Here is a 25,995-nt window from a genome sequence, read left to right on the forward strand (position 1 = left end):
CGATTTGGGGGAGGTGGATCGTCGCCTCTTCGCGACGAGACGGAGGGGGTTGAAGCGCACAAGAGCGAGTCAAAGTCCCCCTCAGTCAGCTTCGCTGACAGCTCCCCCAGGAGGGGAGCATCTATGAGCTTGCGGTCTCCGTTCGGTTCAGCGCCGTTCATAGGTGCGGATGAGGACATCGACCTCGGTGTCGAGGCGGTCCCGCCCAGCCAAGCGGTCGCGAGCGTCGGCGGCCCAGGCGTAGGGGGTCATGCCGATGAGGGCGGCGACGGTCGGCGCGTCGCGCAGTTCGAGATCGTAGCGGACGCGGGTCTCGGCGATGAGCGCGAAGCCCTCGGTGATTGGGGCGACCTCGGGGTGCTCGGTGGGGGTCTCGTAGATCAGGGTGCGCAGCCCGAACAGGTGGCGCGGGCCCGGGGCGCCGACGATCAGCCGGCCGGCGGGGCGCAGGGCCCGGTGCGCCTCGGCGGTCTCCAGCGGCGCGAAGTGGGAGATCAGGGCGTCGGCGGCGCCTGTCAGGATCGGCAGGCGGTGGGCGCCGGCGACGGCGTAGAGGCCGGCCGGATCGCGCTTGGCGGCGGCCTCGACGGCGTGGCGGGAGATGTCGAGGCCATGGAGCTCGAGCGGCCGGTCGCTAAGTTCGCGTAGGCGGCGCAGATAGTGGCCCTCGCCGCAGCCGACATCGACGATGCGCCGGGCTATGGGGTCGGCGAGGGCTGCGTCGGCCAGGGCGTCGGCCACCGGGACGTACCAGCCGGCGTCGAGGAAGGCGGTGCGCGCGGCCATCATGGCCTTGTCGTCGCCGGGGTCCTTCGAGCGCCGCTGGTTGGCCAGCAGCAGGTTCACATAGCCCGAGCGGGCGACGTCATAGGCGTGGCCGCCCTCGCAGCGGAACGCGGCCCCATCCCGCGCGAGCGGCTGGGCGCAGACCGGACAGGCGAGGAGACCGGACGTGTGCGGCTCCTACTTCGCGCCGGCGCGGATGAAGGCGCGGATGTCGGTGGAGAGCTTGGCCAGGTCGGCGTCGCGCACGTACATCATGTGGCCGGCGTCGTAATAGTGGAACGAGATCCGGTCCGCCGGCACCCCGGTGCGCGACAGGGCGTATTCCGCGCCGAAGAAGGGGGTGGCGAAGTCGTACCAGCCCTGGCCGACGAAGACTCGCAGACTGCTGTTCTCGCGCATGGCCTTCGCGATATAGGGCGTGACGTTGAGATAGGCGTCCAGGTCGCGGTCGCCGCCCAGGCGCCAGTCCCAGGGTCCCACGGGGCCGATAGTGACGTATTCCCGGTCCATCTTCAGCTTCAGGTCGCCGCGGACATAGGCGTTGATCGCCGCGGTATAGGCGCCGTCTATGCCGTAGAAGCTGGGGTCGTTGTCGGGCTGCTCTCCGGCGCTGTCGTAGTCGACCCCGGTGTAGCGGCTGTCGAGGCGGCCCACGGTCAGGCCGCGATCGCGCAGCAGCTCCTTGTAGAACCGCCCGGTGGTGACCCGCAGGTCGGCGTGGTCCAGGAAGGTCTCGGAGAGGCCGGTGAAGCGGGCCAGCTTGGCGCGGACGGCGGCGCGCTCCGGGTCCTTCAGGCGATTACCCTTGAGGAGGGCCGAAGCGTATTCGCCAGCGGCGAACTCGCGGGCCTGCTGGACGAAGGGCTCCACTGTCGCGGGGCGGTCGGCGAGCTTGTTATGGTACCAGGCGGTGGCGGCCATGCTGGGCAGGGTGACCACATAGCTCATCTCATTGCCCTGGACGTCGGCCTGGGCGCCGAAGTCGAGGATGGTGGAGATCAGGATGATCCCGTTCAACGAGACGTCGTTGTAGGCGCCCTCCAACTGGTTGACCACGGTGGCCGAGCGGGTGGTGCCGTAGCTCTCGCCGCCCAGGTACTTGGGCGAGTTCCAGCGGCCGTTCTCGCGCAGCCAGATGCGGATGAACTGGGCCACCGAGCGGGCGTCGGCGGTGAGGCCCCAGAACTCCTTGGGCTCGGTCTTGCCGAGCGCCTTGGAGAAGCCGGTGCCGACCGGATCGATGAAGACGATGTCGGTGACGTCGAGCAGGCTCATCGGATTGTCGACGATGGGATAGGGCGGGGCCGCGTCGTCCTTGGCGTCGGAGGGCACCACCACCCGCTTGGGTCCGAAGGCGCCCATGTGCAGCCACACCGAGCCGGAGCCGGGGCCGCCGTTGAACAGGAAGGTCACCGGGCGGTTGGGGTCGGGCTTGCCGGCCTTGACGTAGGAGGTGGAGAAGATCGCCGCGGTGGGCTTGCCGTCCTTGTCGGTGAGATAGGTCTCGCCGGTGGTGGCCACATAGTCGATGGCGACGCCGCCGAACCGGCCGCTATGGTTGGTGACGGAGACGGTGGCCGGCGGGATGGCGGGGTCGGCCTTCGCCTCGGCCTTGGCGTCGGGCTTGGGCGCGTCCTGGGCCAGGGCGGCGGGCGCGAGGAACAGGGCCGCGAGCGCGGCGGCGACGAAGAGCGATTTCATGGCGGGGGTCCCCGATCTCACGCAAGCTTCAGCGGTATCTGGCACGATCCCGGCGCGGGCGGAAGCGGGTCGGACGAAGCGCATCCTTCTCCCCTTGCGGGAGAAGGTGGCCCCGCGTCAGCGGGGTCGGATGAGGGGTCGCACGGCGTCTGGGGGCGCCGCGCCCGGCACGGCGTCGATGATCGCCATCAGGATGTTCTCTGGAGCCGTGACGATCTCGTTGTTTGGGAAACGCAGGACTTTGAAACCCTGCGCCGCCAGCCACGCGTCGCGATCCAAGTCGCGTGGATTGTCCTCATGCCATGGACCGTCGGCCTCGACGATCAGCCGATGGCGCAGGCAGATGAAGTCAGCGACGTACCGACCAATCGGGACTTGACGCCGGAACTTGAAGCCCTCTAGCCGGCGATTGCGCAGCAGCTTCCACAGCAGCCGTTCTGCCATGGTCGGCTGTCGCCGCATGCGGCGTGCGAGGGTGATCTTCGGCCGGTCCGTTCCCGCCATGGCTCAGCTTGGCAAATCCGAGAGGGCGGCGCGACCCCTCATCCGACCTTGCTCCGCAAGGCCACCTTCTCCCGCAAGGGGAGAAGGACGCGAATGGTCTGCGGCCACTGAGATCGGTTAGATGCGCCTAGCCCGCCCGCCGCGCCGTGATGATCTTTACGGGCTTGGCGAGGATCTCGCCCTTCATGACGCCCTCGCCCTTGGTGGGGGAGGTGGGGGCGGCGAGGATCTTGCGGACGGTGTCCATGCCCTCGACCACCTTGCCGAACACCGCGAAGCCGAGGTTGTCGCCGGGCAGGGCGGGGTTGGCGTCCATGTAGGTCATGTCGCCCACCACGATGAAGAAGTCCGAGGTGGCGCTGCCCGGATTGAAGCGGCCCATGGAGATGGCGCCGTCGGTGTGGGAGAGGCCGGTCTTGGTGGTGGGCTCGTGGGCGATGGGCTTCAGCACCCGGGCCGGATCGTTCTGGGCGCCGCCCTGGATGAGGCCGAACTCCGGGGCGTTGGGGGTCTTGGACGCCCGGTAGAAGGTCACGCCATCATAGCGCTTCTGGTCGACGTAGCGGAGGAAGTTGGCGGTGGTGATCGGGGCCTTTTCGCGCTGCAGCTCCAGGACGATGGGGCCTTCGGAGGTGGTGAGGGTCACCTTGACGGTGGCGGCCGGCGGGGGCGCGGCGGGGGTCTGGGCGAGGGCCGGGGCGGCGACGAGCAGGACCGCGGCGGCGAACGCGCGCAGGGCCAGGCGGCGGAGGGATCGGTGCGACATGGGGCGAGATTACAGCGGGAAGGCGGGGTGGCAATGGCCGCGATCCGTGGCGGTTGAGCACAGGATCCTCCCCCAGCGCGCAGCGCGATTTGGGGGAGGTGGATCGTCGCCTCTTCGCGACGAGACGGAGGGGGTTGAAGCGCGCGAAAGCGAGTCAAAGTCCCCCTCAGTCAGCTTCGCTGACAGCTCCCCCAGGAGGGGAGCATCGGGAAGGGTTGTCGTTCTCAAAACCGCCGCGCGCCGACGCGGGCCAGGGCGCTGAGCGCGAAGGCGGCGAAGAGGCCGCTGCGGCGGGCGGTCTCGGGGTCGGGGGCCTGGCCGCTGGCCGCGATCCCGGCCGGGCGGCGCAGGGTCCAGGTCCAGGTGCGGCCTTGGACGGTCAGCAGGATCTCATAGCCTTCGGGGACGTCTTGCATGGGGTGAGGATCGGCGGGCCGTGTGGAGCGGTGACGGCGGCGATGTGGAGATGCCGTGCAGGGCGCTCAGGCCTGGACCCGCGGCAGGACGATCTCGAACCGGGCGCCGGCGGGCGAGGCGACCAGGTCGAGGCGGCCATGGCTGGCGGCCAACAGGGAGCGGGCGATGGGCAGGCCCAGGCCCGTGCCGCCCTCGGCCCTGCGGCTGGTGAAGAAGGGCTCGAACAGGCGCTCGCGGTCGGCGGCGGGGATCCCGGGGCCGTCGTCGGCGAGGGTGAGGGTGACGGCCTCCTCGGAGACGGCGGCGGCGAGGGTGGCTTGGCGGGCGCCGGCCTGGCGGCTGTTCTGCAGCAGGGCGGTGAGCACGGCCTCCAGGGTGGCCTCGGGGACGGCGACCCTGGGCAGGGCGGACGGCAGGTCGATCCGGACGGCGAAGGCCTCGCCCGAGAACCCATCGGCGACCCGGCGGACCGGGGCGGCGAGGTCGATGGCGGCGTCGGCCTGGGGCTGGGCCATGTCGGCGCGGGCCAGGTCGAGCAGGCGGGTGACCAGGTGCGAGAGGCGGGCGTTGTCGGCGGCGATGTTGGCCAGGAAGCGGCGGCGCTCCTCCGGGGTCATGGTCTGCGCATGGTCCTGCAGCAGTTCCACGGCCCCGCCGATGCCGGCCAGCGGGGTCTTGAACTCGTGGCTGACGGCGGCGGCGAAGTCGCGCAGGTAGCCCGAGCGGCGATCGATCGCCTCGCCCATGGCGCGGAAGTCTTCGTAGAGGGCGCGGATCTCGATGGCGGCGGTGGCCGGGGTGGCCGGCATGCCGCCGCGCCCGGCGGCGACCTCGCGGGAGGCGGCGCTGAGCGCCTCGATGGGCCGGGTGACGCCGCGCGAGACCAGGCCCGACAGCACGATCAGCATGCCGAAGATGCCGGCGACCCCGATGGCGATCTTGCCCCGATCCTCGTAGAGCCCGCGGAACAGGGCCCGCGGCGAGCGGGAGAGCAGCAGGACGCCCACCACACGACCGTCGGCCACGACAGGGCGGGCGTGGTGCAGGCGCACGGCCGAGGCGCGGCTGAGCCACTCGAAGGAATAGACCGGGTGGTAGTCGCCGTTGCGGCGGATGACGGTGCGAGCGCCGCCGGTCAAGGCGGCCTTCACCTCGGGCAGAGCCGCGAGGCTTCCGCCGCCCGGACGGCCATCGGCGATGACGCCCCGGCCGTCCAGCAGGATGACCGAGGCCAGGGTGGTGCGAGTGGTCTCGGCGATCACAGGGGCGAGGCGGGCGGCGATGGCCACGGCGCGGGGGTCGGGCGGGGCTGCGGGCGCCGAGGCGGGGCGCTCGGCCAGGATCGGCGAGGCGTAGAGATCGATGCTGGTGGGCTCGGGCCGGTAATAGTCGCCGGGACGGTCGTGGGGCGGGGGCGGCGCGTTCGGCCGCGCGCCCGGCCAGCCGGCGCCGGCCACGGCGGCCAGGGCCGCGCCCTGGGCGACCAGCTCGGCCTCGGTCTGGCGCACCAGGGCGTTCTCATAGACCCGCAGGCCGATGGCCCCGAGCCCCGGCAGGGCGGCGGCGAACAACAGCACCGAGAGCAGGATGGTGCGCAGGCGCAGGGCCGGCCACCAGCGCTTGGCGAGGTCCTTGATCGCGCCGATCACGCCGCCGGGCCGCGGCAGGGTCCCAGGCGGTAGCCGACGCCGGGACGGGTCTCGATCACGTCGTGGCCGCCCAGGCCCGCGAACTTGGCGCGCAGGTTGCGGATGTGGCTGTCGATGGTGCGGTCGGTGATGGCGAAGCCGGGGCCGTGCAGGCGGTCGATGATGGCGTCGCGGGTGAAGACCCGGCTGGGCGCCGAGGCGAGCGCGCGCAGGATGCCGAACTCGGTGACGGTGAGCGGGGCTTCGGCCTCGCCCCACCAGGCGCTCCAGCTCTCGGGATCGAGGCGCAGGCGGCCGCGGGAGAGGCCGGCGTCGGGCTCGGCGGGCGGACGCGGGGCGCCGGCGCGCCGCAGGATGGCCTGGACGCGGGCCACCACCTCACGGGGGCTGAAGGGCTTGACCACGTAGTCGTCGGCCCCGAGCTCGATGCCCAGAACCCGGTCGATCTCGTCGTCGCGGGAGGACAGGAAGAGGATCGGCAGGTCGCCCTGGGCGCGCAGGCGGCGGCAGACGTCCAGGCCGTTCAGCCGCGGCATGTTGATGTCGAGCACCACCAGGTCGGGGGGATCGGCGGCGACGGCGGCCAGGGCGGCCTCGCCGTCCGGCGCCTCTCGCGTCGCCAGGCCCGCCTTGGCGAAGGCGAAGGCCAGGAGCTGGCGGATGTGCGGGTCGTCGTCGACGATCAGGATCGTGCGGTCCATGGGGCGCATGTTCAGTCTGCCGGCGGCGCGGTCAATGCCGGGGGAACGAGGCGTCCGTCGCATTCGCCACGCGGGCCGGGCAGGGGCGGGGGCGTCGGGTGGGCGGCCAGCAGGCGTTCGGCGCGGTCCAGGCGGCGCTGGTCGCGCCAGGTCCAGCCGCGCCACTGGGCCTGGTCGGCTCGCAGCTGCTCCAGGGTCTGGGCGCGGACATGGGCGACGCGGTCGCGGAAGGCCGGATCGATGGGCGCCTGCTCCAGCTCGACCAGGGAGACCAGCGCCGAACCGCCCAGGCCGTCCAGGTAGCAGAGGTCGAGCGCCGCGCCGCGACCGCCGACCTCGCGGGCATGGCGGACGTTCCAGGCGGCGGCCAGGGCGCCCTCGTCGACCAGGCTGGCCAGGGTCAGGACCAGGCCGGCGCAGAGGACATTGGCGTTGATCAGCCAGGCCGCGTCGCGGTTCTTCAGCATCCGCCAGCAGATCAGGACCAGGCCCGCGGCCACCAGGACCATCCAGGCGAGGGCTGCGATCCGCAGGCGGGTCAGGGAATAGGCCTCCACATAGTCCAGGGTGCGCAGCATGGTCGAGGCGACCAGGAACAGGTTCTGGGCGATCCAGGCGATCACCAGCCAGCGGACCAGGGGCCGCTCGGCGGTCTCACTGCCCGGGCGCAGGGCGACCAGGACGAAGAGGCCGGCCAGCAGGGCGGTGACGATCAGCGGATAGGCGCCGCGATGGGCGTATTCCGCCAGGGTCACGCCTTCGGGCAGGGGCGCGCCGCTCCACAGGAAGGCGAGGTCCAGGCCGTTCTGGCCGGCGAACAGGAGGTTGAACACCGCGAGCGAGAGGATGGTCGAGGCGGTCGAGACGCCGGGCGTCGGGCGCCGGCTTCGCTCGCGCAGCGCCAGGGGGCGGCGCAGGAAGCGGGGCCGCAGGACGGCCCAGACGGGGACCAGCACGACCAGCCAGAAGACCCCCCGGCCGAAGTCCGGCGGCGGGATGCGCAGGCGCGCCAGGGCCTGGGAGATCACCGGGTTGGCGAAGGCGAAGAGGGTGAAGAAGACCAGGCCGCCCAGGATCGGCACGGCCACCAGGCCCAGGGTGGCGGCGAGCCGGCGCGGCGCCGACCGCCGGCGGGCCTTGCGCAGGGTCAGGCCGTCGGCGACGGGAGCGATGATCGCCGCCAGTCCCTGGAAGGCCAGGCGTTGGAACCAGCGCCAGGCGTCGTCGCGGCGGCCGGCGCGGGGGGAGAGCACGGCCACGCCCAGGGCCGCGCAGAACAACAACCAGCCGACCAGGGTGAAGGCCTCGACCAGCAGCAGGCCGAAACCCAGGGCCAGGCCCGCCGCGATCCGGGCGCGGCTGTCACGGCGCAGGGCGGGGTGGGCGACGAGCGCGCCCGCGACCCAGGCCAGGGCGAAGATCCCCAGGGCGGCGCCCAGGCGGCCCTCGGCCTGGAAGAACAGCAGATCGGCCAGCGCCGCCAGGGCGGCGGCGAGGATCAGCTTGATGTGGAAGCTCAAGCGGCGCGGCATGTGGTCGGTCCCCGGCGGATGGAGACGCGGTTCTGCTCGCGGCAGGTCCAGTCGGTTCGGGGCTCGCCGTGCAGGGCCCGACCCGGCCTCATGCAGATCTCGTGCAGGTCGCCGGACGGCGGTGTGCGCTGCTAGGCGATCATTTTTACTACCACCAATTGTGAAGCTTCATGAGTAACGTTCGACTCGACTTGGCTTCGAATGCAGCAACTCGCGTTCCCAAAAGCGGTATGGTTAACGGACGATCTTGGTCTCGCCGCGGGGACAGGTCACGTTCAATAAGCGACTTTCGCAGCCATGATTTCGAGCGCGCACGCGCGCCAATGATTAAGCTTCAAAGCCTTTCTGGTTAACGGATTCCGCGCGTCGATCCGAGCCTCATCCGTCGTCCAAGTCACCATCGCTTCGGCAAGCTTCACCGGAGAGTAAGCTGGCTGATCGGGATCTTGGCCTAGTGCGTACGAACTTGGGTCGCCGGTTGTGCTTGAGATAAGCCGTCAATCTTGAGCCGCGTTATCGGCAACCCCTTGTTGAAATGACATGTTTATGACGCCGGACAACTGCTCATCTTGTCCCGAAAACAGGGAATCAGAGAACGCGAATCGCTGAAAGTGTTGACAAGAGATTAAGCCCAGTGACCAATTGCCGCATTCCGGCCGCAATAACCGGCCCCTCCGGGGGTGGGTTGGGGGGCCATGTGAACCACCTAGTTTGGGAGCTTTACATGCGTAATCTGGCAATCGCCTGCGTTGCGGCTTGTAGTGCGCTTGCGTTCTCTGGCGCCGCCAACGCGACCATCGTGACGGTCTTCGACAGCATTCCGGGGGGAACCGCCGACTTCAACAACACCGTGACCACTGCGGGAGGCACGCCTCTTTCGGAGCAGCTGCTGTACGGTGACTCGACCTATGCGGACTTCTCGCTCAGCAAGAACCCGTACAATTCCTATACCCAGACCACCGGCTATCTGACCGACATCGGTCCGGCGGGCACGGTCAAGGGCCCGGCCGGCGACTCCCGTCCGAGCGGCGTGACGCTGACCTTCACTACGGCGATCAACTCGTTCGGTTTCGAGGTGGGCGATTGGGGCACCTGCTGCTACCCCTCGGCGCTCTACATTGCCTTCGACGGCGGTGCGCCGATCCAGGTTGGTCTTTCGGACGGTTCCAACAACGTCTACCTGACCAATGGCTATCCGGCCGTGTTCGTGGCCGCCTTCGACGACAGCGGCTCGTTCAATACGGTCGAGTTCTGGGGCGACGGCTTTGGCGAGGTTCTCTACGCCGGTGGCACCGTCCGTTACGCCCTGCTCGATGAAGGCAGCCTGCCGGGCATTCCGGAACCCTCGACCTGGGCCATGATGATCGCCGGCTTCGGCCTGGTAGGATCGGCTCTCCGTCGTCGTCGTCCGGCCGAGATCATGGCGGCCTGACGCACACACGCAATAGGACGCTGCCGGCCCCCACGGGCGGCGTCTTCATGCGCGCTCCCAGGCCCAACTGCGAGCACGCAAGATTTTCGGGGCTTATCGATCCGCTCACGGAGCGCGGCATCAAGATGTTGCGTCTAGGTTTCCGCGATTCACAGCACGTGGTGCGGAGTTCATCAACAGCAACGTCTTAGCAATCGGATTGAGATCGTGGCGCCGTTTGCGGATTCTGCACGCCAAAAACGCGCAAAGACTGATCACGTTCTCAGCCGGAATGTAGAAAATTGTTAAACGCCCATTAGGAATAGTTGACTTTGCCGCAGTTTGGGCGTTTTTCAAAAAACGCTGGAACCTGAAGAAGCGCCCCCACGCCTCGCTATGTCCAGATGGGTTTGCCCGCTGCGAACTCGTTGGCTTTTTGTGCGATTGGGAGATACGAAATGAACCGCCTCTTTGGCAGCGCGATCGGCGCGGCCTTGCTTCTCGCGGCGACGGGACTTCCCGCCACGGCGTCGGCAAAAACACTTGTCCTCGAAGGCTCAGACGCCACGAGCTACCACCAGGACACCAACTACACCAGCCAGCTCTTCGGCTATCTCAAGGAAGGCTCGTCCAAGCCCGTCCTGGTGTTCGGCAGCGTCAACCTGACCCACGCGCCGGGCGACACGGTCTATACCAACGACCTCAGCACGTTGGATTTCACCACCTACAGCGCCGTCTACATCCAGAGCCCCGGTGGCTGCTGCGATGACAACCGTACCGGCGCGCTGACCTACCAGAGCGAGATCGCCACCTTCTATGCGGCGGGCGGCAGCTTGGCGATCCAGGACTATCAGGGCGGCGATTGGGGCTCGATCCTCAGCTTCAACGCGCCTTCGAGCGTCATCGGCGGCTACGGCGGCGGTGCGGGTGGGGCGGGCTGCTTCGACACCGAGACCTTCAACGCCACCGGACTCGCGAAGGGCTTCACGCAGCCTGGCTCCCTGGGCTGCTGGGGTCACCAAGCCTATGCGATGTCCTATTTCGCGCCGCTGGGCTTCATCAGTCTGGTGGACTCCAACAACGGGCTTGGCTCCAAGCCCAGCGACTATTCGAGCTTCCTGGCGCTCGGCGGTTCGCTCGGGACCCCGGTCACCCCCGGCGGCATTCCCGAGCCGGCGACCTGGGCCATGATGATCGTCGGCTTCGGCCTGGCGGGCTCGGCCCTCCGCCGTCGTTCGGCCGCCCTGATCGCGGCCTGACACGCACACGCAATAGGACGCCGCCGGCCCCCACCGGCGGCGTTTTCATGCGCGCTTCCCGCGCCTGTGCGATCCTGCTCCCGACAGCAGCCCGCGCCGGAGCTCCCGATGAATCCCGACGAACCGATCCCGCCCCGCCGCCACATGCCGGCCGGCGTGGAGCTCGCGCTGCGGGCTGTCGGCCTGGCGGCGATCGTGGGCGCGGTGTTCGTGGACGAGGGTCCCGGCCGCTGGCTGGCGGTGGGCGGCGGCCTTTGGCTGGCCGGGATCTACCTCTATCGCGCGCTCACCGAGCGGCCGAACCGCCGGCACCTGTTCTGGGCGGTGGTGTTCGTGGCCCTGTCCGCCTGGCTCTGGACGCGGGCCTAGGACTCCATCTCCTCGCGGATGGTCTTGCGGGCGATCCAGAAGAGCGCGAAGGCCAGGAAGCCGAAGCAGGTCGAGAGCATCAAGGCCCAGCGCACGCCCTGGGCCGAGCCTAGGCCAAAGCCGTTGGACATGATGTCCGACAGGATGCCCACAGCCAGCGGGCCGAGGCCCAGGCCGATCAGGTTGATGGTGAACAGCAGGATCGCCGCGGTGGTGGCCCGCATGTGCGGCGGCACGATGGACTGGCCGATGGCGTAGACCGGGCCGTACCAGAGCGAGCCGAGCAGGCCGTTGATCACCAGGATGCAGAGCGCCACGCTGGCCGAGGGCACGCTGACGGCGATGATGTAGACGGGTACGGCGATCAGCGAGGCGAAGGCCGGGACCACCACATAGCCGCGCAGGTCGCTCTTGGCGTACTTGTCGGCGATCTGGCCGCCCATCCAGGACGAGATGGCGCCGGCGGTGCCGCCCATGAGACCGAGCGCCAGGCCCAGGAAGCCCAGCGACTTCAGGTCGAACATCGCCGCCAGGCCGGCGACTTCCTCGCCGTGGACCCGCATGAAGAAGGAGGCGGTGAAGGGGGCGTGGCCGTAGCCGATGAAGGCCTTGATGGCGGCGCCGATGGCGATCAGCCAGAAGGTCTTCTTCTTGGTGAGGTATTTGAGGGTCTCGCCGAAGGTGGCCTGGGCCGCGACGATCTTGGAGCTGTGCGCCGCCAGGATCTTGCGCGGCTCCTTCAGGGTGAACCAGCAGAGCAGGGCGAAGAGGATGCCGGGGACGCCGGCCACCAGGAAGGCGGCGCGCCAACCATAGGCGTCGGCCACCAGCCCGCCCATGACCAGGCCCAGGAGGCCGCCCAGCGGCGTGCCCATGGAGTAGAAGGCGAGCGCCGAGGCGCGCTTTTCCTTGGGCACGTAGTCGGCGATCAGCGAGTGGGCGGGCGGCGTGCAGCCGGCCTCGCCCACGCCCACGCCGATGCGGCAGAGGACCAGGGTGACGAAGCTGTTCGCCTGGCCCGACAGGGCGGTGAAACCGGACCAGACCGCCACGGCCGTGCCGATGATGACGGGGCGGTTCTTGCGTTCGGCCAGGCGGGCGATGGGGATGCCCAGCACGGTATAGAAGATCGCGAAGGCCAGGCCGCTCATCAGGCCGAGCTGCCAGTCGGCGAGGTGGAGTTCGTTCTTGATCGGCTCGGCCAGAATATTGATCACGGCGCGATCGAGGAAATTGACGATGTAGATGCCCAGCAGCAGGAACATCGCATAGCGCGTATAGGCGGGCGAAAATGGAGCGGCGCTGACCGTGGACGTGGCGGGGGGGACAATCGGATCGGCCGACGGTGCGGCGGTCTCGGTCATGAAAGCGTTTCCTCGGAAATGACGAACTGAAATTCTTATTGTTGAAGTCACTGTAGCCGATGGCCCCCCTCATTGGGCAATAGGCTGACCCCAAGGAATAGGAGCGGGCATGGAACTCGTGATCGGAACCAAGCGGTGGTCGACCTGGTCGCTGCGGCCCTGGCTGGCGCTGAAGAGGACCGGGGCGCCGTTCACCGAGACCCTGATCGCGCTGCGCCAGGCCGACCACCAGACCGAGGCGGCGATCCTGCCGCACTCGCCCTCGGGCATGGTGCCGGCCCTGAAGGACGGCGACCTGCTGATCTGGGATTCGCTGGCGATCTGCGAATACCTGGCCGAGAAGTTCCCCGATGCGCGGCTGTGGCCGGCCGATCCGGCCCTGCGGGCCTTGGCGCGGGCGGCGGCGAGCGAGATGCACTCGGGCTTCCAGTCCCTGCGCGGCGAATGCCCGATGGCGCTGGAGGCGCCGCCGAAGGTGGCGACCCTGTCGGAGGCCACCCAGAAGAACATCCGGCGGATCGTCGCCCTGTGGTCGGAGCTGCTGACCCGCTCGGGCGGGCCGTTCCTGGCCGGCGAGTGGAGCATAGCCGACGCCTTCTACGCCCCGGTGGCGACCCGGTTCCGGACCTATGGGGTGCATCTGAGCGACTACGGCGACGACGGGCGCTGCGGGACCTATATGACCCGACTGCTGGCGACGCCGGAGTTCCTGGAATGGGAAGCCGCGGCCAAGGCGGGGAGTTGAGGGGGGCCGACGTGGCGTCAGCCTTCCTTTCCCACGGTCGCGGGGACTAGGGTCCTCGCCAACAAGGGAGAGGAACATCATGGCTCAGGACACCCAACTGGCGGGCAAGACCGCCTTCGTCGCCGGCGGCTCCAGCGGGATCAATCTGGGGATCGCCAAGCGGTTCGCCGCGGCCGGGGCCAATGTGGTGCTGATCAGCCGCAGCCCCGAGAAGATCGAGGCCGCGGCCAAGGAGGTCTCCGCCTTCGGCAAGCCGGCCATCGGCATCGCCGCCGACGTGCGCGACTACGCCGCCGTGGAGGCGGCGCTGAAGCGCACCTTCGACGAGCACGGGCCCATCGACATCGTGCTGTCGGGCGCGGCGGGCAATTTCGTGGCCCCGGCCCTGGGCATGAGCGCCAACGGCTTCAAGACCGTGGTCGACATCGACTTGATCGGCACCTTCAACGTGCTGCGCGCCTCATTCGAGTTCCTGCGCCGGCCCGGCGCCTCGCTGATCTCGATCACCGCGGGGCAGGCGGAGCGGGCCAGCCTGTTCCAAGCCCATGTCTGCGCCGCCAAGGCCGGGATCAACATGCTGACCAAGTGCCTGGCCCTGGAGTGGGGACCGGCCGGGGTGCGGGTCAACGCCATCTCGCCCGGGCCGATCGCCGACACCGAGGGCATGGCGCGGCTGGCCACCACGCCGGAGGCCGAGGCGCGGGTGAAGGAGCGCAATCCCCTGCGCCGCTACGGCACCAAGGACGAGATCGCCGACATGGCGCTGTTCCTATCCTCGGACCAGGCCCGCTACGTCAACGGCGCCATCGTGCCGGTGGACGGCGGCAGCGGCGTCGGCGATGCTACGGGCAACGCGCTGGCGAATTACGCCTGAGGCGTCGACGCCATTTTCCAGGGAAGTATTTGAAATGAAGCTCTATTCCGGGGACCTGAGCCCGTATTCCGCCAAGGTGCGGATGCAGATCTACGCCAAGGGAATCTCCGACATCGAGATCGAACTGCCGCCCGGCTTCCTGACCGGGGAGTTCCACAAGGTCTCGCCACTGGCCCGCATCCCGGTGCTGGACCTGGGCGGGGACGTGATCCCGGAGTCCGAGGTCATCTCGGAATATATCGAGGAGATCCACCCGACGCCGCGGCTGCTGGGGGCCACTCCCCGGGAGACGGCGGCCATCCGCACGGTCTCGCGGATCGCCGACATCTACCTGATGAACAACATGTTCATGCTGGCCGGCCAGGGGCGGAAGTCCACCCGCGACCAGGCGGTGGTCGACCTGCTGAGCGGCCAGGTGATCCGCGGGATCAAGGCGCTGGAGCACTATATCGGCACGGACGGCTTCGCGGTCTCGGGGCGGCTGACCCTGGCCGACTGCACCTTGGTCCCGGCGCTGTTCCTGGTGGAGAACGTGATCCCGACTGTGGGGGTGGAGAACCCGATCCCGGGTTCGCCGAAGGTCGCCGCCTACTGGGCCGCGATCTCGAAGAACGAGCACGGCGCGCGGACCCTGGTGGAGCTGCATCGCGGGCTGGAGGAGCGCCGCGCCCTGATCGCCAAGATGGCGGCCAAGGCCAAGGCGGCGGAAACCGCCTAGGCTGTGCCGGCGGTTCCCCGCCGCTGGCGGGGGGCCACCGCGAAGACATGGATGGCGGCGGACTCGGCCTCTGGGCGGGTAGGGGCGAAGCCGCCGGCCACCAGTTCGCCGTCGACGTCGAACACCCGCCAGCGCCAGTCGGTGTCGGCCTGGTCGATGGCGTAGGCCAGCATCGGGTCGCCCATATTCCCCTCCGGTCACCCCGTCGGCCCGTGTCAGAACGGGACCGCGAGGGCTGAAGCGAGCAAATGGCGGGCCGGGTCGCCTTGGCGGCGCCGGGCGGCTATAGAGCCAGGGCGGTCAGCGGGCGTGGCGGAACTGGTAGACGCACCGGACTTAAAATCCGTAGGGCCGCAAGGCCCGTGCCGGTTCGACTCCGGCCGCCCGCACCATGAGTTCGATGACCGCGCCCTGTTGGTGATCGCCGCCGGCAGGGCGCGATCGGCCCACCAAGTCAGGCGACTTGAGCCCTCAAAAATCAGCCACTTGCAGGTCCTGGCCGGAGTTGAAGCGCGAAAGGCTATATGGTCGAGGGTCCACGATCGGCGGAGCGCCCGTCGCAAGATCAGCGACCAGTCGTCCGGCACCCGGACCGATCCCGAAACCGTGACCGCTAAAGCCCGCTGCCAGGATGAGGCCCGGCGCCGAGGGCGCCTCGCTGATGACCGGTACGCCATCCGGCGTGCTGTCGACATAGCCGGCCCAGGAACCGACGATGGGCGCGGATTCAAGCGCCGGCACGAGGGCGGTCGCCCGCTTCCTCGTCAAACTGATGGCGCTTGCATCGACCTTCGGGTCGAGGATCCTCATGCTCTCCATCGGCGTCGGTCGGTCGAGGCGCCAACGGGTTAGACCTTCATGACCTGAACGTATGCCCTCCAACCCGCCCGGCGAGAGATTTCGCCAGCGGCGAAGGAACATCGGCACGAACTCACGATGGAAACGGAGGAACTGCGACGTCGGATCGACGCGGGCCCGACCGCTGATCGCCAAGGTGTGGCAACCGTCGCCCCGACGCGTGATCGACACCGACTTGCTGTAGAAGGCGTCGGGCAATGCCAGATTGCCCGTCGCGACAGCCATGATCGACTGTCGGACCGCCGCCTGCGGAAGGCGGACGCCGAGCTGATAGCAGAAGGACGATGCCCAGGCGCCTCCGGCCATGATCACCAGGCGCGTTGAAATCGTACCCTTCTCGGTCACGACACCGCTCACGGCGCCGCCGCTGGTTTCGATTCCGCGAGCTGCGCAGGATTGGTGGACGCCGCCCCCCAGTTTCATAAGCGCCTTCGCCGCCGCGGGCGCGGCGAGGGCGGGATTGGCGATGCCGTCGGTCGGCGAGAACACGCCGCCTCGCCAACGCTGACCGGTGAACGCCGCCCGCTCGCTCGCCTCCTCGCTGCTCAGCATCAGGGAGGAGACACCGACCGTCCGCGCGAACTCGCCCCAGTTCGCCCAGCCTGCGAGCTCTGCTTCATCGTTGCTGACGTAGAAGAGCCCACACCGGCGGAAGCCGGTGTCTTCGCCACTGTCGGCTGAAAATTGCTCCCAGAGCTCCAAGCTCTTGGTGGAAATCGGCAATTCACGCGCATCGCGATTCTGTTGCCGACACCAACCCCAGTTGCGGCTCGACTGCTCACCGCCGACGACGCCTTTCTCGAGAAGGGCGACTTTCAGTCCCGCCTTTGCGAGGTAGTACGCGGCGAAGCTGCCGACGATCCCCGCGCCGATCACGACGGCATCGGCTTCGGCCGGAAAATCGGGCGATGATTCGATCAGACGTAACGGCGCTGGCACGACGATATCTCTCCCTTATCCGGCGCTCAGGCGAAGCCCAGGATCGCCTTTGTTTCGAGATATTCCTCGAAGCCGAAGACGCCGTATTCCCGGCCGTTGCCCGATCGCTTGTAACCGCCGAACGGCGCGTGAGCGTCCCACGCCGGCTGATTGAGGTGGACTTGACCGGTGCGGATCCTCAGCGCGACCGCGCGGGCCTGCTCGATGTCCTCGCCCTGGACATGCCCCCCCAGGCCGAAAACCGTGTGGTTGGCGATAGCCACCGCCTCGTCCACATCGTCATACGGCATGATGCACAGCACCGGGCCGAAGATCTCTTCCTGGGCGATCCGCATGGCGCCGGTCACATCCGAGAAGATCGTCGGACGAACGTAGAAGCCGCGGTCGTGTCCGTGCGGTCGTCCTGGCCCGCCGCAAACGAGGGTGGCGCCTCCGCTGATCCCCACTTCGATCATCGCCTGGACGCGATCGAACTGGGCGCGATTGGCGATGGGCCCCAGGACTGTCCCGTCGTCGAGCGGATCACCGACGATGATCGCCTCCGCGGTCGCCCGGGCGATCGCCTCGACCTCGGCCAGCTTCCCGCGAGGGACGATCATGCGCGTCGGGGCGCTGCACGACTGGCCGACATTCCGGAACGCGGCCATCACGCCGAGAGGGACCATGCGCGCGAAGTCCGCATCGGGCAGCAGGACATTCGGAGACTTGCCCCCCAACTCCTGGGTCACCCGCTTGACGGTCGGCGCGGCGGCCTGCGCGACGAGCGCGCCGGCACGGTTCGAGCCCGTGATCGAGATCATGTCGATGTCGGGATGCGCGGCCATGGCCGCGCCAATCTCCGGACCCGTGCCGTTGACGAGGTTGAATACGCCGGGCGGCGCGCCAGCGTCGTGGACGATCTGCGCGAACATCAATGCGCTGAGCGGCGCCAGCTCGCTGGGCTTCAGCACCACGGTACACCCCGCGGCCAGCGCGGGCGCGACCTTGGCGGTGATTTGATAAAGGGGCCAGTTCCACGGGGTGATGAGGCCGCACACCCCGATCGGTTCGCGGACGATCGCGGTCGTGCCGCGCAGGGTGAGGAACGGATACTCAGCGAGGACCTCGGCCGCGGCGCGGACGTGCGCGGCCGCCAGCGGAACATGCGCCGCCCGAGCGTGCGTTATCGCCGCCCCCATCTCGCGCGCGAGGGTCTGGGCAAGCGGCTCCGCCCGCTCGAGGATCAGAGCATGCATGCGCTCGAGCAGCGCGAGCCGTTCCGAGACCGGTGACGCCGCGAAGGCCGGGAAAGCCCCGCGCGCCGCGGCGACCGCTCGGTCGAGATCAGCGGCTTGCCCGGCCGCCACCTCGGCGATCACCGTTTCGCGCGCGGGATCGACGACGGACAGCATCTCGGCGCCGGAAACCTGGCTCCAAGCACCGTCGATGTAGGCGGAGTGGTGCGTCTTCGTCGTGGCGCCTTCGCCAGCCAGGGCCTTCGTCATCCGACCAAATCCAGGGGCGCGCCGCGAACCGCGACCGCGTCGATCTCGATCAACATGGCCGGCATGGCGCCGCCAGCTCCCGCAGCTTCAGCGAGCGTGCGCGCCTGCTCCGTAGAATCAATCAGCACGGCGAGGTCCACGCCCAGCGCGACCGGCGCACACGCGCGGGCGATCTGAGGAGAGACCCGTTGCAAATGGTCCCGCCAACGCATGTCTCGTTCCCCTCGCCGTGGGCGGTAGCCGCCGGATCCTCTCCATTTAGCCAGCCCTGGCTCGCAACATCTCCTGTATGTCGTCGAGCCGCGACGGCCTCGTGCGGTGGCGCGGGCCCGCAGCGCTATTTCCTGCCGCGCGGTGCGGTGACGCGTGTTCGGTCGTCGCTTGAGGGCCTCGGGACGGTTCGACAGGACTGTGTCGTCGACCTCAATCGATCTCGACGATCGACCGGATGGCGAACCGGGACACCAAGCGCTGGCCCCCGTGAGCCGCTGATATGGCCGGCCGCCTCCAGCAGCAGGGCGACGGCCCAGATCATGGACGCGGCTCAGCGAACTGTGAAGCTGTACGCGCCCTGCATGCGGTGGCCGTCGGCGGTCACCGCATGCCAGTCGACCTTGTAGGCGCCCGCGGCGAGCGGCTTGGCCGGCGCACCGATCAGGGTGATCCCGTCGCTGGCGATGGATGTCTTCACCGGCGCCTTCGCGCCGCCGACGCTGAGGTCTAGGCCCGAGAACTTGGGCTCGAGCTTCTCATTGAAGCGCAGCACAATCTGGTTGGGCGCGGTGACAGTGGCGTTGGCGGCCGGATTCGATTCCACGAGCTTGGCGTGGGCCGCGGCCTGGCCGGCGCAGGCGACGGACAGTAGGGCCGCGGCGGCGAGCGATTTGATCGAGTTCATGGCGTTCTCCAGCGGCGACGAGAGGGGCCGCGTTCAAGCATGCGTTCCGTGCTCGGCGATCCCTCACGGCGTCGGCAGCCAGGGTGCGCCGCTCTTCGAAGTCTGCTCTTTTCGCATGGCATGCGCCGCGCAATCTGCCGTTTGACTGGCGGGTTTCGGCAAATGATCGTCGCCTGACGCCGTGCAATTGGCAGGTTGCGCCTGGGCCGGGAGCCTATGCTTCGCGTCAGGTGGGCGGCGTGGGCAAGCCCAGGACAACGCCTCGCCGACGACTGACGGAGGATCGCATGAGTACCGTGATGGGCGGCGAGGCCGCCGTTCCGCTAAACGTCGCGCCCAGGGCCGCGGCCAGCGCCCAGGCGGTCACCCGCACGCGGCTCCTGGCCATCGATGCGCTGCGCGGCCTGGTCATGCTGTTCATGATGGTCGACCATATCCGCGAGGTCTTCTACGCCCACCACGGCGTGACCGATCCCATGGACGCGCTGACCATCGAGCCGGCGCTCTTCTTCACGCGGGTCACCAGCCAAATCTGCGCGCCCGTCTTCGTGTTCCTGACCGGCCTCTCCGCCTATCTGTACGGTCAGTCGCACACGAAGAAGGAGACGGCGCTCTTCCTCCTGAAGCGCGGCGCCTTCCTGATGGTTCTGGAACTCACCGTCGTGGGCTTCGCCTGGGCGGCCCAGACCCTGCCGCCGACCTTCTGGCTGCAGGTCATCTGGTGCATCGGCGTCTGCATGATCGCGCTCGCCGGCCTGATCTACCTGCCGCGGGTGTGGCAGCTCCTGGTGGGCGGCGTGATCGTGGCCGGCCACAACCTGCTGGACGGGATCGTCCTGACGGCCCAGTCGCCGTTCTTCGTCCCCTGGGCGATGCTGCACCAGCGCGCCGTGATCGAACTGGGTGGCGGCATGGTCGCCAAGACCACCTATCCGGTCCTGCCTTGGATCGGCGTAATCCTGCTGGGTTACGCCATCGGTCCCTGGTTCGCGCGCGGGACCGATCCTGCGCTGCGCATGAAGCGCCTGCTGATCACGGGTGGGGCCCTGGTGTTCGGGTTCTTCCTCATCCGCTACGCGAACGTCTATGGCGACAAGCCGTGGGGCGAGACGGGCGACGCCCTGCGCACCGTGATGAGCTTCCTGGCGCTCACCAAGTATCCGCCATCCCTCCTCTTCCTGATGCCGACGATCGGCCTCGGCCTTGTCCTGCTCGCGCTGTTCGAACAGATGCAGGACGGGCCGACCATCGCGCGCCTGGGCATTTTCGGCGGTGCTCCGATGTTCTTCTACATCCTGCACCTCTACGTCCTGAAGGTGCTCTACTTCGCCGCAGTCGCCATCTGGGGGCTGAACGAGGGCAAGTATTTCGGCTTCGACAATATCGGCATGGTCTGGCTGACCGCGCTGGTCCTGCTGGCCCCCCTCTACCTGCCGTCGGCATGGTTTGCGCGCCTCAAGCAGCGCCGCCGCGACATCGCCTGGCTTCGCTACCTGTAGGGCGGAGGGAGATGGTTTTTCAGGGGCGCGATCCACGAGGATCGCGCCCTTTTCGTTGCACCCTTAGGGACCAGGGCGCTATCGCATGAGTTGTGGACGCAGCCTGGACTTGCGACCGGCATTTTGTGCGGTTTCCGCACCCAATACCGAAGGTTCGCCTGCCGCATTGTGCCGATTTGATGACAAATTCCCGAGGGGCGGCCGGACACTCATCCTGCAAGCGAGAGTAATCGTTTGGTTTGAATAAGCGAAACCCACCTCCGGCATGGCTAGGGGCGGCAGAAAAATACGTCTCGTGTCACTCGCCGAAGATCACACTGAGGTATTGGGGGTTCAAAATGCCGATCGAAAAAGCTCTTCGACTTTCCCTGCTTTCCGGCGCGGCGGTCCTGGCGATTGCGCCTGCGGTCCAGGCGGCCGAACCGGAGACCCCGAGCAGTATCGAGGAAGTCGTCGTCCTCGCCCAGCGCCAGCAGTACCGGGGTGATATCCCCCTGCAGGACTTGCCGCAGAGTGTCTCGGTGATCGACGCGCGGGTGCTGGAGAGCGTCAACCTCACCCGCTTGGACGGCGCCCTCGACCTCGTGGCGGGCGTCGAGCGGCAGAACAACTTCGGCGGCCTCTGGGACTCCTTCGCCGTGCGTGGCTTCGTCGGCGACCCGAACGTGCCCAGCGGCTACCTGGTCAACGGCTTCAACGGCGGTCGCGGTTTCGGCGGGCCCCGCGACGCCTCGAACATCGACCGCATCGAGGTCCTCAAGGGTCCCGGTTCGGCCCTGTTCGGTCGCGGCGAGCCGGGCGGCACTGTCAACATCATCACCAAGAAGCCGCAGTTCAGCCCCGAAGGCAGCCTCACGATCGGGGCGGGGCGTTACCAGACCTATCGGGCCGAGGGCGACTACACCGGGCCGATCAACGACATGATCGCCGTCCGCATCAACGGGGCCTACGAGAGCGCCGACAGTTTCCGCGACCACCTGTCGTCCGACAAGATCGTCGTCTCGCCGTCGGTGGTGGTGAAGTTCTCGGACTCGACGTCGCTGAACTACGAGATGGAGATCGTGCGGCAGGACGTGCCGTTCGACCGCGGCGTCGTGGCCGTGAACGGCAAGCTGGGCGTCATCCCCAAGTCGCGCTTCCTCGGCGAGCCCGGCGACGGCCAGAATAGGGTCGAGGTGCTAGGTCATCAGCTGCAGCTCGCCCAGAAGCTCACCGGCGACTGGGTGGTGATGCTTGGCCTGGGCTATCGCGACACCTCGCTCAAGGGCTTCTCCTCCGACGCCGAGCTGACCGCCAGCCGCCAGCTGCTGTTCTCGACCGGCCAGTTCGTATCGCGCCAGCGGCGCTACCGCGACTATGGCGCCGAGCACCTGGTGCTGCGAGGCGAACTGGACGGCAGCTTCGACACGGGCCCGTTCCTCCATCACGTGCTGGTGGGCGTCGACGGAGAACGGTTCAACCTCGACCAGATTCAGAACCGCTTCCGCCCGCCGAGCGTCGCCGCCAACCCCTCGCCGGCCGCGCATAACGCGGTGAACATCTTCAACCCCGTCTACGGCAACCGGCCGGTTCCCGGGGTCTTCCAGGACATGATCGAGAAGCAGAGGGCCTGGGGCGTCTATGTCCAGGACCAGATCGACCTGACCGATCAGCTGAAGCTGCGCCTGGGCGTCCGCTACGACGACTTCCAGCAGCGGATCACCAACCGCCTGAACGGCGCTCGCTCGGGCCAGGACGTCACCAAGGTGAGCCCGCAAATCGGCCTGATGTTCCAACCCACCGAGGCGCTCTCGCTGTACGCCAGCTACGGCAAGGGCTTCCGCCCGAACAGCGGTTCGGACGTCAGGGGCACGCCGTTCAGCCCCGAATTCACCAAGTCGTACGAGGTGGGCGCGAAGGTCCAGCTGATGGACCAGGCCTTGGTCGGCACCCTCTCGGTGTTCAAGACCGAGAAGACCAACATCATCACCGCCGACCCGGTGAACACCGGCTTCTCGCTGGCGATCGGCGAAGCCGAGAGCAAGGGCTTCGAGGCCGAGCTGGACGCCAAGCTGCCGGCCGGCATCCAGGCGCGGATTTCGTACGCCTACCTGGACGCCAAGATCACCACCGACATCTTCGAGCCGGACTTCGGCCGGCCGGTCCCGGCGGGATCGTCGCTGCTGGGCATCCCGAAGCAAAGCGGCAACCTGCTGGTCTACAAGGACTTCGAGTTCGCCGACGACCGGGGCCTGACCCTGGGCTTCAACGTCCACCACTCGGGCCGTCGCCTAGGGGAAACGGCGACCACCTTCTACCTGCCGAGCTACACGCTCGTGAAGGTGTTCGCCGCGTACAAGCTGAACGAACACGTCCGGCTGGCGGCCGACGTGAACAACTTGTTCGACGAGACCTACTACCCCGCCTCGTTCTCGCGGCTGTGGGTCGCGCCCGGCTCGCCGCGGACATTCACGGTGCGGGCCACCTACGAGTTCTGATCGGGCCCGTCGCGCCTGATCCGGGCCGTCGGCGACACGCCGGCGGCCCGCGTCCGTTCTGAGGGTGAGCATGGTCCCCAAGCGGCTCCTGTTGCAGATCCACCGGTGGTCCGGCCTCGCGGCGGCGCTGCTCATCCTGCTGCAGGCCGGCACCGGCGCGCTGCTGGTCTTCCGCACCGGGCTGGCCGAACTGGTCGATCCGGCCGGTATGATCCGCCGCTCGGCGGCTGGCGCGGCGCCCCTGAGCCGGGTCTTCGACGCGGCCCGTGCGCGCTACCCTGGATATGGCGTCGACAAGATCGTCTTCCCGCAGACCGGGCAGGGCGTCTACCTCGTCCATCTGCTGGATCCGCGAGGCGCCAGCCGCTACGTCTCGGTCGATCCGGGGACTGCCGACGTGTCGCGCGCCGGAGAGATTTGGGCGTTCCCGGCGGAGGCGATCCTGCAGGTTCACTACCGGCTGCTGACCGGACGTCCGGGCCTCGCGCTGATGATGCTGTCGGGGCTCGCGCTGCTGGTCATGGCCGCCACGGGCCTGAGCTACTGGTGGCCCAAGCGCGGTCGCTTGAAGAAGAGCCTGATGGTGGATACGCGGCTGCCGGGAAAGGTGGTGCTGCGCCAGGTCCACCGAACCCTTGGGGTCGCCTGCGCCGCCAGCGCCGTGTTCTCCGCGACAACGGGGCTGGTCGTGGCGGGCGAGTTCATCCTCGCGCCTGGGCCGCTGGTTCCGTTCACCGCGTCGGCCGAGCCTGTGCGGGGAGACCTGGACATGGCGCTCGCGCAGGCGCGGACCGCCTATCCGGGACGGTCGATTCGCGACGTGCGCCTACGGCAGGCCGATGCGCTGGACGTCTTCTTCTGGGCGCCGGAGGCGAGCCCGCATGCGGTCCATCGCGTGCGCGTGGACTTGGCGGGTGCGCGCGTGCTCGAGGTGACCCCCGCCACGCGCGCGGGAACGCTCTGGATGACCCTGCTGCCGATCCACTCGGGCGACATGTTCGGGCGGCTCGGATCGCTCGTGATCCTCTTCGGCGCGCTGGGGCTCGTGACCCTGGCGGCGACCGGACCAATCGTCTGGCTGCTCTCCCGGCGGCGTCAGTAGCCGCGGTCGCGGTCGATCAGGCCGAGGAGCGGCTCGCCGCGCTGGTGGCGACGGAGGTTCTCGAGCATCACGGGCGCGGCGGTCTCCGGCTGGGTCATGCTGGCGACGTGCGGGGTAAGCAGGATGCGCGGGTGGCGCCAGAAGGGATGGTCGGCCGGCAGCGGTTCGGGATCGGTCACGTCGAGGATCGCGCGGGAAAGCTGACCCGACTCCAGCGCCGCGAGCAGGGCCGCCTGGTCGAGGTGCCCGCCGCGTCCGACATTGATGATCGCCGCGCCGCGGGGCAGGGCGGCGAACACCTCCGCGCCCAGGATCCCGCGCGTGGCGTCGGTGAGCGGCAGGAGGCAAACCAGGATGTCGGCGCCGGCCAGGAACGGCGCCAGACCCTCGGGGCCCGCGAAGACTTCGACGCCTTCGCTCGCGCGCTCCGAGCGGTTCCAGCCGCGCAGGCGGAAACCGAACGGGGCGAGCCGGGCGAGGACGGCCTGGCCCAGGACACCCATTCCCATGACGCCGACGCACCGGGCCGACGCCGCCCGGACCTCGATCGGCTCCCAGGCGCCGCGGGCCTGCCGCGCCTGATAGTCGAAGAGGTCGCGGTGCAGGGCCAGCACCGCCATGGTCACGTACTCGACCATGCCGTTGATGATCCCGGGCTCGACCATTCGCACGACAGGGATGTGCGGCGGGATGGCCGCAAAGTCGACGTGGTCCACGCCGGCCCCCGACGAGAACAGGACCTTCAGGTTCGGCAAGGCGGCCAGCAGCTCGGGCGGCGCCTGCCAGGCGACGAGGTACGCCACGTCGGCCAGGTCGCCGTGATCGGGCCAGACATGGAAGTCCACGTCCGGCGCGTGGTGCGCGAAGTATTCGGCCCAGGCGCGCCCGCGCGCCGCATCCGACCGGTAGAGGACGCTCGTCATCTGCTTCAACCTCTTGCCTGGCCTATTGTCACCCGTCCCGACGCGGGGGCGGCGCCGTAGAGGGCCGGCGCGAAGCAGAATCTACGGTCGAGGGGTGTCCGGCGTGGCGATTCATGCGGCGATGGCCGTCTTGGCGAGCGGTCCTCGCGAGGGGAGACCACGGCCCTGGAACGTTCACCACAGGCGGCGCCCTATGCCGAGGCGCTGCGGCAGAATGAGCGTTTGTGCGCCCTGCGCGCCGCAATCGGAGCCATGTGTCGGCGCCGCCATGCGCTACTGATTGTGACGGAGCGCCCCAAAACGCCATGCGGCGTGGGGCCGGACACGAGGATGCAAGAGGCGCCAATGAGCCGGTTCCGACCGAAGTACATCACCTTCGACTGCTACGGCACCCTGACCAACTTCCAGATGTCGCCGATGGCGCGGAAGCTGTTCCCCGACCGGATCACGCCCGAGCAGATGGAAGAGTTCTGCGACGACTTCCGCGGCTACCGGCTCGACGAGGTGTTGGGCGACTGGAAGCCGTACCGCGAGGTCGTGCGCAATTCGGTGGCGCGCACCTGCAAGCTCTGGGGCGTCGAGTTCCGGGAGTCGGACGCCGAGGAGATCTATGCGGCGGTGCCGACCTGGGGGCCGCACCCTGACGTGACCGAGCCGCTGCGCCGCGTGGGCAAGGAGATCCCGCTGGTGATCCTGTCCAATGCGGACAACGCCCAGATCCACCAGAACGTCGAGCTGCTGGGCGCGCCTTTTGCGCACGTCTTCACCGCCGAGGACGCCAACGCCTACAAACCCCGCCTGCAGGCGTTCGAGTACATGCTGGACCAGCTGTGCGTCGGCCCGGAGGACTGCATGCACGTCTCGTCCAGCTACCGCTACGACCAGATGTCGGCCTACGACCTCGGCATGGGCGCCCGGGTGTTCGTGGCGCGCGGGCACGAGCCGGCCCTGCCGCACTACGCGACCCACGAGATCAAGGACATCGGCGGGCTGCCGGCGCTCGTCGGTCTCTGAGGACC

25 protein-coding genes, 1 tRNA gene and 1 pseudogene are annotated in these 25,995 nt (G+C 68.5%); 11 read left to right on the forward strand and 16 right to left on the reverse strand.

The genetic code is table 11. From position 1 onward, the window contains the following. Positions 1 to 147: 147 nt before the first annotated feature. The 9 genes and pseudogenes from V6M51_RS19040 to V6M51_RS19080 all read right to left on the reverse strand — a co-directional run bounded on the left by V6M51_RS19040 (position 148) and on the right by V6M51_RS19080 (position 8,056). Positions 148 to 789, reverse strand: coding sequence for a methyltransferase domain-containing protein (locus V6M51_RS19040; protein ID WP_332769783.1), 642 nt, complete (start codon positions 787 to 789; stop codon positions 148 to 150). Between the two features lie 33 nt (positions 790 to 822). Continuing rightward, a pseudogene (locus V6M51_RS19045) lies at positions 823 to 927 on the reverse strand (putative RNA methyltransferase); the annotation flags it as partial. A 36-nt stretch (positions 928 to 963) separates the two neighbouring features. Beyond that, on the reverse strand, positions 964 to 2,487 hold the full coding sequence (locus V6M51_RS19050; protein WP_332769723.1) for a S10 family peptidase: 1,524 nt from the start codon (positions 2,485 to 2,487) through the stop codon (positions 964 to 966). A gap of 117 nt (positions 2,488 to 2,604) precedes the next feature. After that, positions 2,605 to 2,991 (reverse strand): endonuclease domain-containing protein, encoded by a 387-nt coding sequence (locus tag V6M51_RS19055; RefSeq protein ID WP_332769725.1) that lies wholly within the window; start codon positions 2,989 to 2,991, stop codon positions 2,605 to 2,607. A gap of 127 nt (positions 2,992 to 3,118) precedes the next feature. Then, positions 3,119 to 3,757, reverse strand: coding sequence for a peptidylprolyl isomerase (locus V6M51_RS19060; protein WP_332769726.1), 639 nt, complete (start codon positions 3,755 to 3,757; stop codon positions 3,119 to 3,121). A gap of 224 nt (positions 3,758 to 3,981) precedes the next feature. Next, on the reverse strand, positions 3,982 to 4,173 hold the full coding sequence (locus V6M51_RS19065) for a hypothetical protein (protein WP_332769728.1): 192 nt from the start codon (positions 4,171 to 4,173) through the stop codon (positions 3,982 to 3,984). A gap of 66 nt (positions 4,174 to 4,239) precedes the next feature. Further along, positions 4,240 to 5,823 (reverse strand): sensor histidine kinase, encoded by a 1,584-nt coding sequence (locus V6M51_RS19070; RefSeq protein ID WP_332769730.1) that lies wholly within the window; start codon positions 5,821 to 5,823, stop codon positions 4,240 to 4,242. Further along, on the reverse strand, positions 5,820 to 6,524 hold the full coding sequence (locus tag V6M51_RS19075; RefSeq protein ID WP_332769732.1) for a response regulator transcription factor: 705 nt from the start codon (positions 6,522 to 6,524) through the stop codon (positions 5,820 to 5,822). Before V6M51_RS19075 ends, V6M51_RS19070 begins: the two co-directional genes overlap by 4 nt. Positions 6,525 to 6,535: 11 nt before the next feature. Then, positions 6,536 to 8,056 carry a DUF4153 domain-containing protein gene (locus V6M51_RS19080; RefSeq protein ID WP_332769734.1) on the reverse strand — a complete coding sequence of 507 codons (1,521 nt, stop codon included), beginning with the start codon at positions 8,054 to 8,056 and terminating at the stop codon, positions 6,536 to 6,538. Between the two features lie 724 nt (positions 8,057 to 8,780). On the opposite strand from V6M51_RS19080, the gene V6M51_RS19085 reads away from it, so the two are divergent. From V6M51_RS19085 to V6M51_RS19095, 3 genes are all read left to right on the forward strand, one after another. Next, positions 8,781 to 9,488, forward strand: a complete 708-nt coding sequence (locus V6M51_RS19085; protein WP_332769736.1) for a PEPxxWA-CTERM sorting domain-containing protein — start codon at positions 8,781 to 8,783, stop codon at positions 9,486 to 9,488. 437 nt (positions 9,489 to 9,925) lie between these two features. Beyond that, on the forward strand, positions 9,926 to 10,726 hold the full coding sequence (locus V6M51_RS19090) for a PEPxxWA-CTERM sorting domain-containing protein (protein ID WP_332769738.1): 801 nt from the start codon (positions 9,926 to 9,928) through the stop codon (positions 10,724 to 10,726). Positions 10,727 to 10,834: 108 nt separating this feature from the next. Beyond that, entirely contained in the window at positions 10,835 to 11,095 is a 261-nt protein-coding gene (locus V6M51_RS19095) for a hypothetical protein (protein ID WP_332769740.1), read from the forward strand. On the opposite strand, the gene V6M51_RS19100 is transcribed toward V6M51_RS19095, so the two are convergent. After that, complete coding sequence (locus V6M51_RS19100; RefSeq protein ID WP_332769741.1) at positions 11,092 to 12,459, reverse strand: spinster family MFS transporter; 1,368 nt, start codon at positions 12,457 to 12,459, stop codon at positions 11,092 to 11,094. The two genes, V6M51_RS19095 and V6M51_RS19100, sit on opposite strands and share 4 nt — an antisense overlap. Before the next feature lie 109 nt (positions 12,460 to 12,568). Between V6M51_RS19100 and V6M51_RS19105 the strand changes: the two genes are divergently transcribed. The 3 genes from V6M51_RS19105 to V6M51_RS19115 all read left to right on the forward strand — a co-directional run bounded on the left by V6M51_RS19105 (position 12,569) and on the right by V6M51_RS19115 (position 14,796). Continuing rightward, positions 12,569 to 13,204 carry a glutathione S-transferase family protein gene (locus V6M51_RS19105; RefSeq protein ID WP_332769743.1) on the forward strand — a complete coding sequence of 212 codons (636 nt, stop codon included), beginning with the start codon at positions 12,569 to 12,571 and terminating at the stop codon, positions 13,202 to 13,204. A 79-nt stretch (positions 13,205 to 13,283) separates the two neighbouring features. Further along, the gene (locus V6M51_RS19110; protein WP_332769744.1) at positions 13,284 to 14,078 is read left to right on the forward strand and encodes an SDR family oxidoreductase; all 795 of its coding nucleotides are present in this window, start codon (positions 13,284 to 13,286) and stop codon (positions 14,076 to 14,078) included. A 34-nt stretch (positions 14,079 to 14,112) separates the two neighbouring features. Next, a complete protein-coding gene (locus V6M51_RS19115; protein WP_332769745.1) occupies positions 14,113 to 14,796 on the forward strand; it encodes a glutathione S-transferase family protein in 684 nt (227 codons plus the stop codon). Here V6M51_RS19115 and V6M51_RS19120 read toward each other — a convergent pair. Then, positions 14,793 to 14,981: a hypothetical protein gene (locus V6M51_RS19120; RefSeq protein WP_332769747.1), complete on the reverse strand. Its 189-nt coding sequence runs from the start codon at positions 14,979 to 14,981 to the stop codon at positions 14,793 to 14,795. The two genes, V6M51_RS19115 and V6M51_RS19120, sit on opposite strands and share 4 nt — an antisense overlap. Before the next feature lie 118 nt (positions 14,982 to 15,099). Here V6M51_RS19120 and V6M51_RS19125 point away from each other — a divergent pair. After that, positions 15,100 to 15,188: transfer RNA gene (locus V6M51_RS19125), tRNA-Leu, on the forward strand. 79 nt (positions 15,189 to 15,267) lie between these two features. Here the strand turns inward: V6M51_RS19125 and V6M51_RS19130 are convergent. The 4 genes from V6M51_RS19130 to copC form a co-directional block, all read right to left on the reverse strand. After that, positions 15,268 to 16,593, reverse strand: a complete 1,326-nt coding sequence (locus V6M51_RS19130) for an NAD(P)/FAD-dependent oxidoreductase (protein WP_332769749.1) — start codon at positions 16,591 to 16,593, stop codon at positions 15,268 to 15,270. A gap of 26 nt (positions 16,594 to 16,619) precedes the next feature. Then, the gene (locus tag V6M51_RS19135; protein WP_332769751.1) at positions 16,620 to 18,077 is read right to left on the reverse strand and encodes an aldehyde dehydrogenase family protein; all 1,458 of its coding nucleotides are present in this window, start codon (positions 18,075 to 18,077) and stop codon (positions 16,620 to 16,622) included. Continuing rightward, on the reverse strand, positions 18,074 to 18,289 hold the full coding sequence (locus V6M51_RS19140; protein ID WP_332769753.1) for a hypothetical protein: 216 nt from the start codon (positions 18,287 to 18,289) through the stop codon (positions 18,074 to 18,076). The genes V6M51_RS19135 and V6M51_RS19140 overlap by 4 nt, the downstream gene beginning before the upstream one ends. A gap of 332 nt (positions 18,290 to 18,621) precedes the next feature. After that, complete coding sequence (gene copC, locus V6M51_RS19145; RefSeq protein ID WP_332769755.1) at positions 18,622 to 18,975, reverse strand: copper homeostasis periplasmic binding protein CopC; 354 nt, start codon at positions 18,973 to 18,975, stop codon at positions 18,622 to 18,624. A gap of 287 nt (positions 18,976 to 19,262) precedes the next feature. On the opposite strand from copC, the gene V6M51_RS19150 reads away from it, so the two are divergent. From V6M51_RS19150 to V6M51_RS19160, 3 genes are all read left to right on the forward strand, one after another. Then, a complete protein-coding gene (locus V6M51_RS19150) occupies positions 19,263 to 20,474 on the forward strand; it encodes a DUF1624 domain-containing protein (protein WP_332769756.1) in 1,212 nt (403 codons plus the stop codon). 338 nt (positions 20,475 to 20,812) lie between these two features. Continuing rightward, complete coding sequence (locus V6M51_RS19155) at positions 20,813 to 22,951, forward strand: TonB-dependent siderophore receptor (RefSeq protein ID WP_332769757.1); 2,139 nt, start codon at positions 20,813 to 20,815, stop codon at positions 22,949 to 22,951. Positions 22,952 to 23,021: 70 nt separating this feature from the next. Next, on the forward strand, positions 23,022 to 24,053 hold the full coding sequence (locus tag V6M51_RS19160) for a PepSY-associated TM helix domain-containing protein (protein ID WP_332769759.1): 1,032 nt from the start codon (positions 23,022 to 23,024) through the stop codon (positions 24,051 to 24,053). Here V6M51_RS19160 and V6M51_RS19165 read toward each other — a convergent pair. Beyond that, entirely contained in the window at positions 24,047 to 24,976 is a 930-nt protein-coding gene (locus tag V6M51_RS19165) for a 2-hydroxyacid dehydrogenase (protein ID WP_332769760.1), read from the reverse strand. The two genes, V6M51_RS19160 and V6M51_RS19165, sit on opposite strands and share 7 nt — an antisense overlap. A gap of 345 nt (positions 24,977 to 25,321) precedes the next feature. Here V6M51_RS19165 and V6M51_RS19170 point away from each other — a divergent pair, with 345 nt between their 5' ends. Beyond that, entirely contained in the window at positions 25,322 to 25,990 is a 669-nt protein-coding gene (locus V6M51_RS19170) for a haloacid dehalogenase type II (RefSeq protein ID WP_332769762.1), read from the forward strand. Positions 25,991 to 25,995: the final 5 nt, after the last annotated feature.

Source organism: Phenylobacterium sp., from assembly GCF_036677185.1.
In the GTDB taxonomy this organism is placed as follows: Bacteria; Pseudomonadota; Alphaproteobacteria; order Caulobacterales; family Caulobacteraceae; genus Phenylobacterium.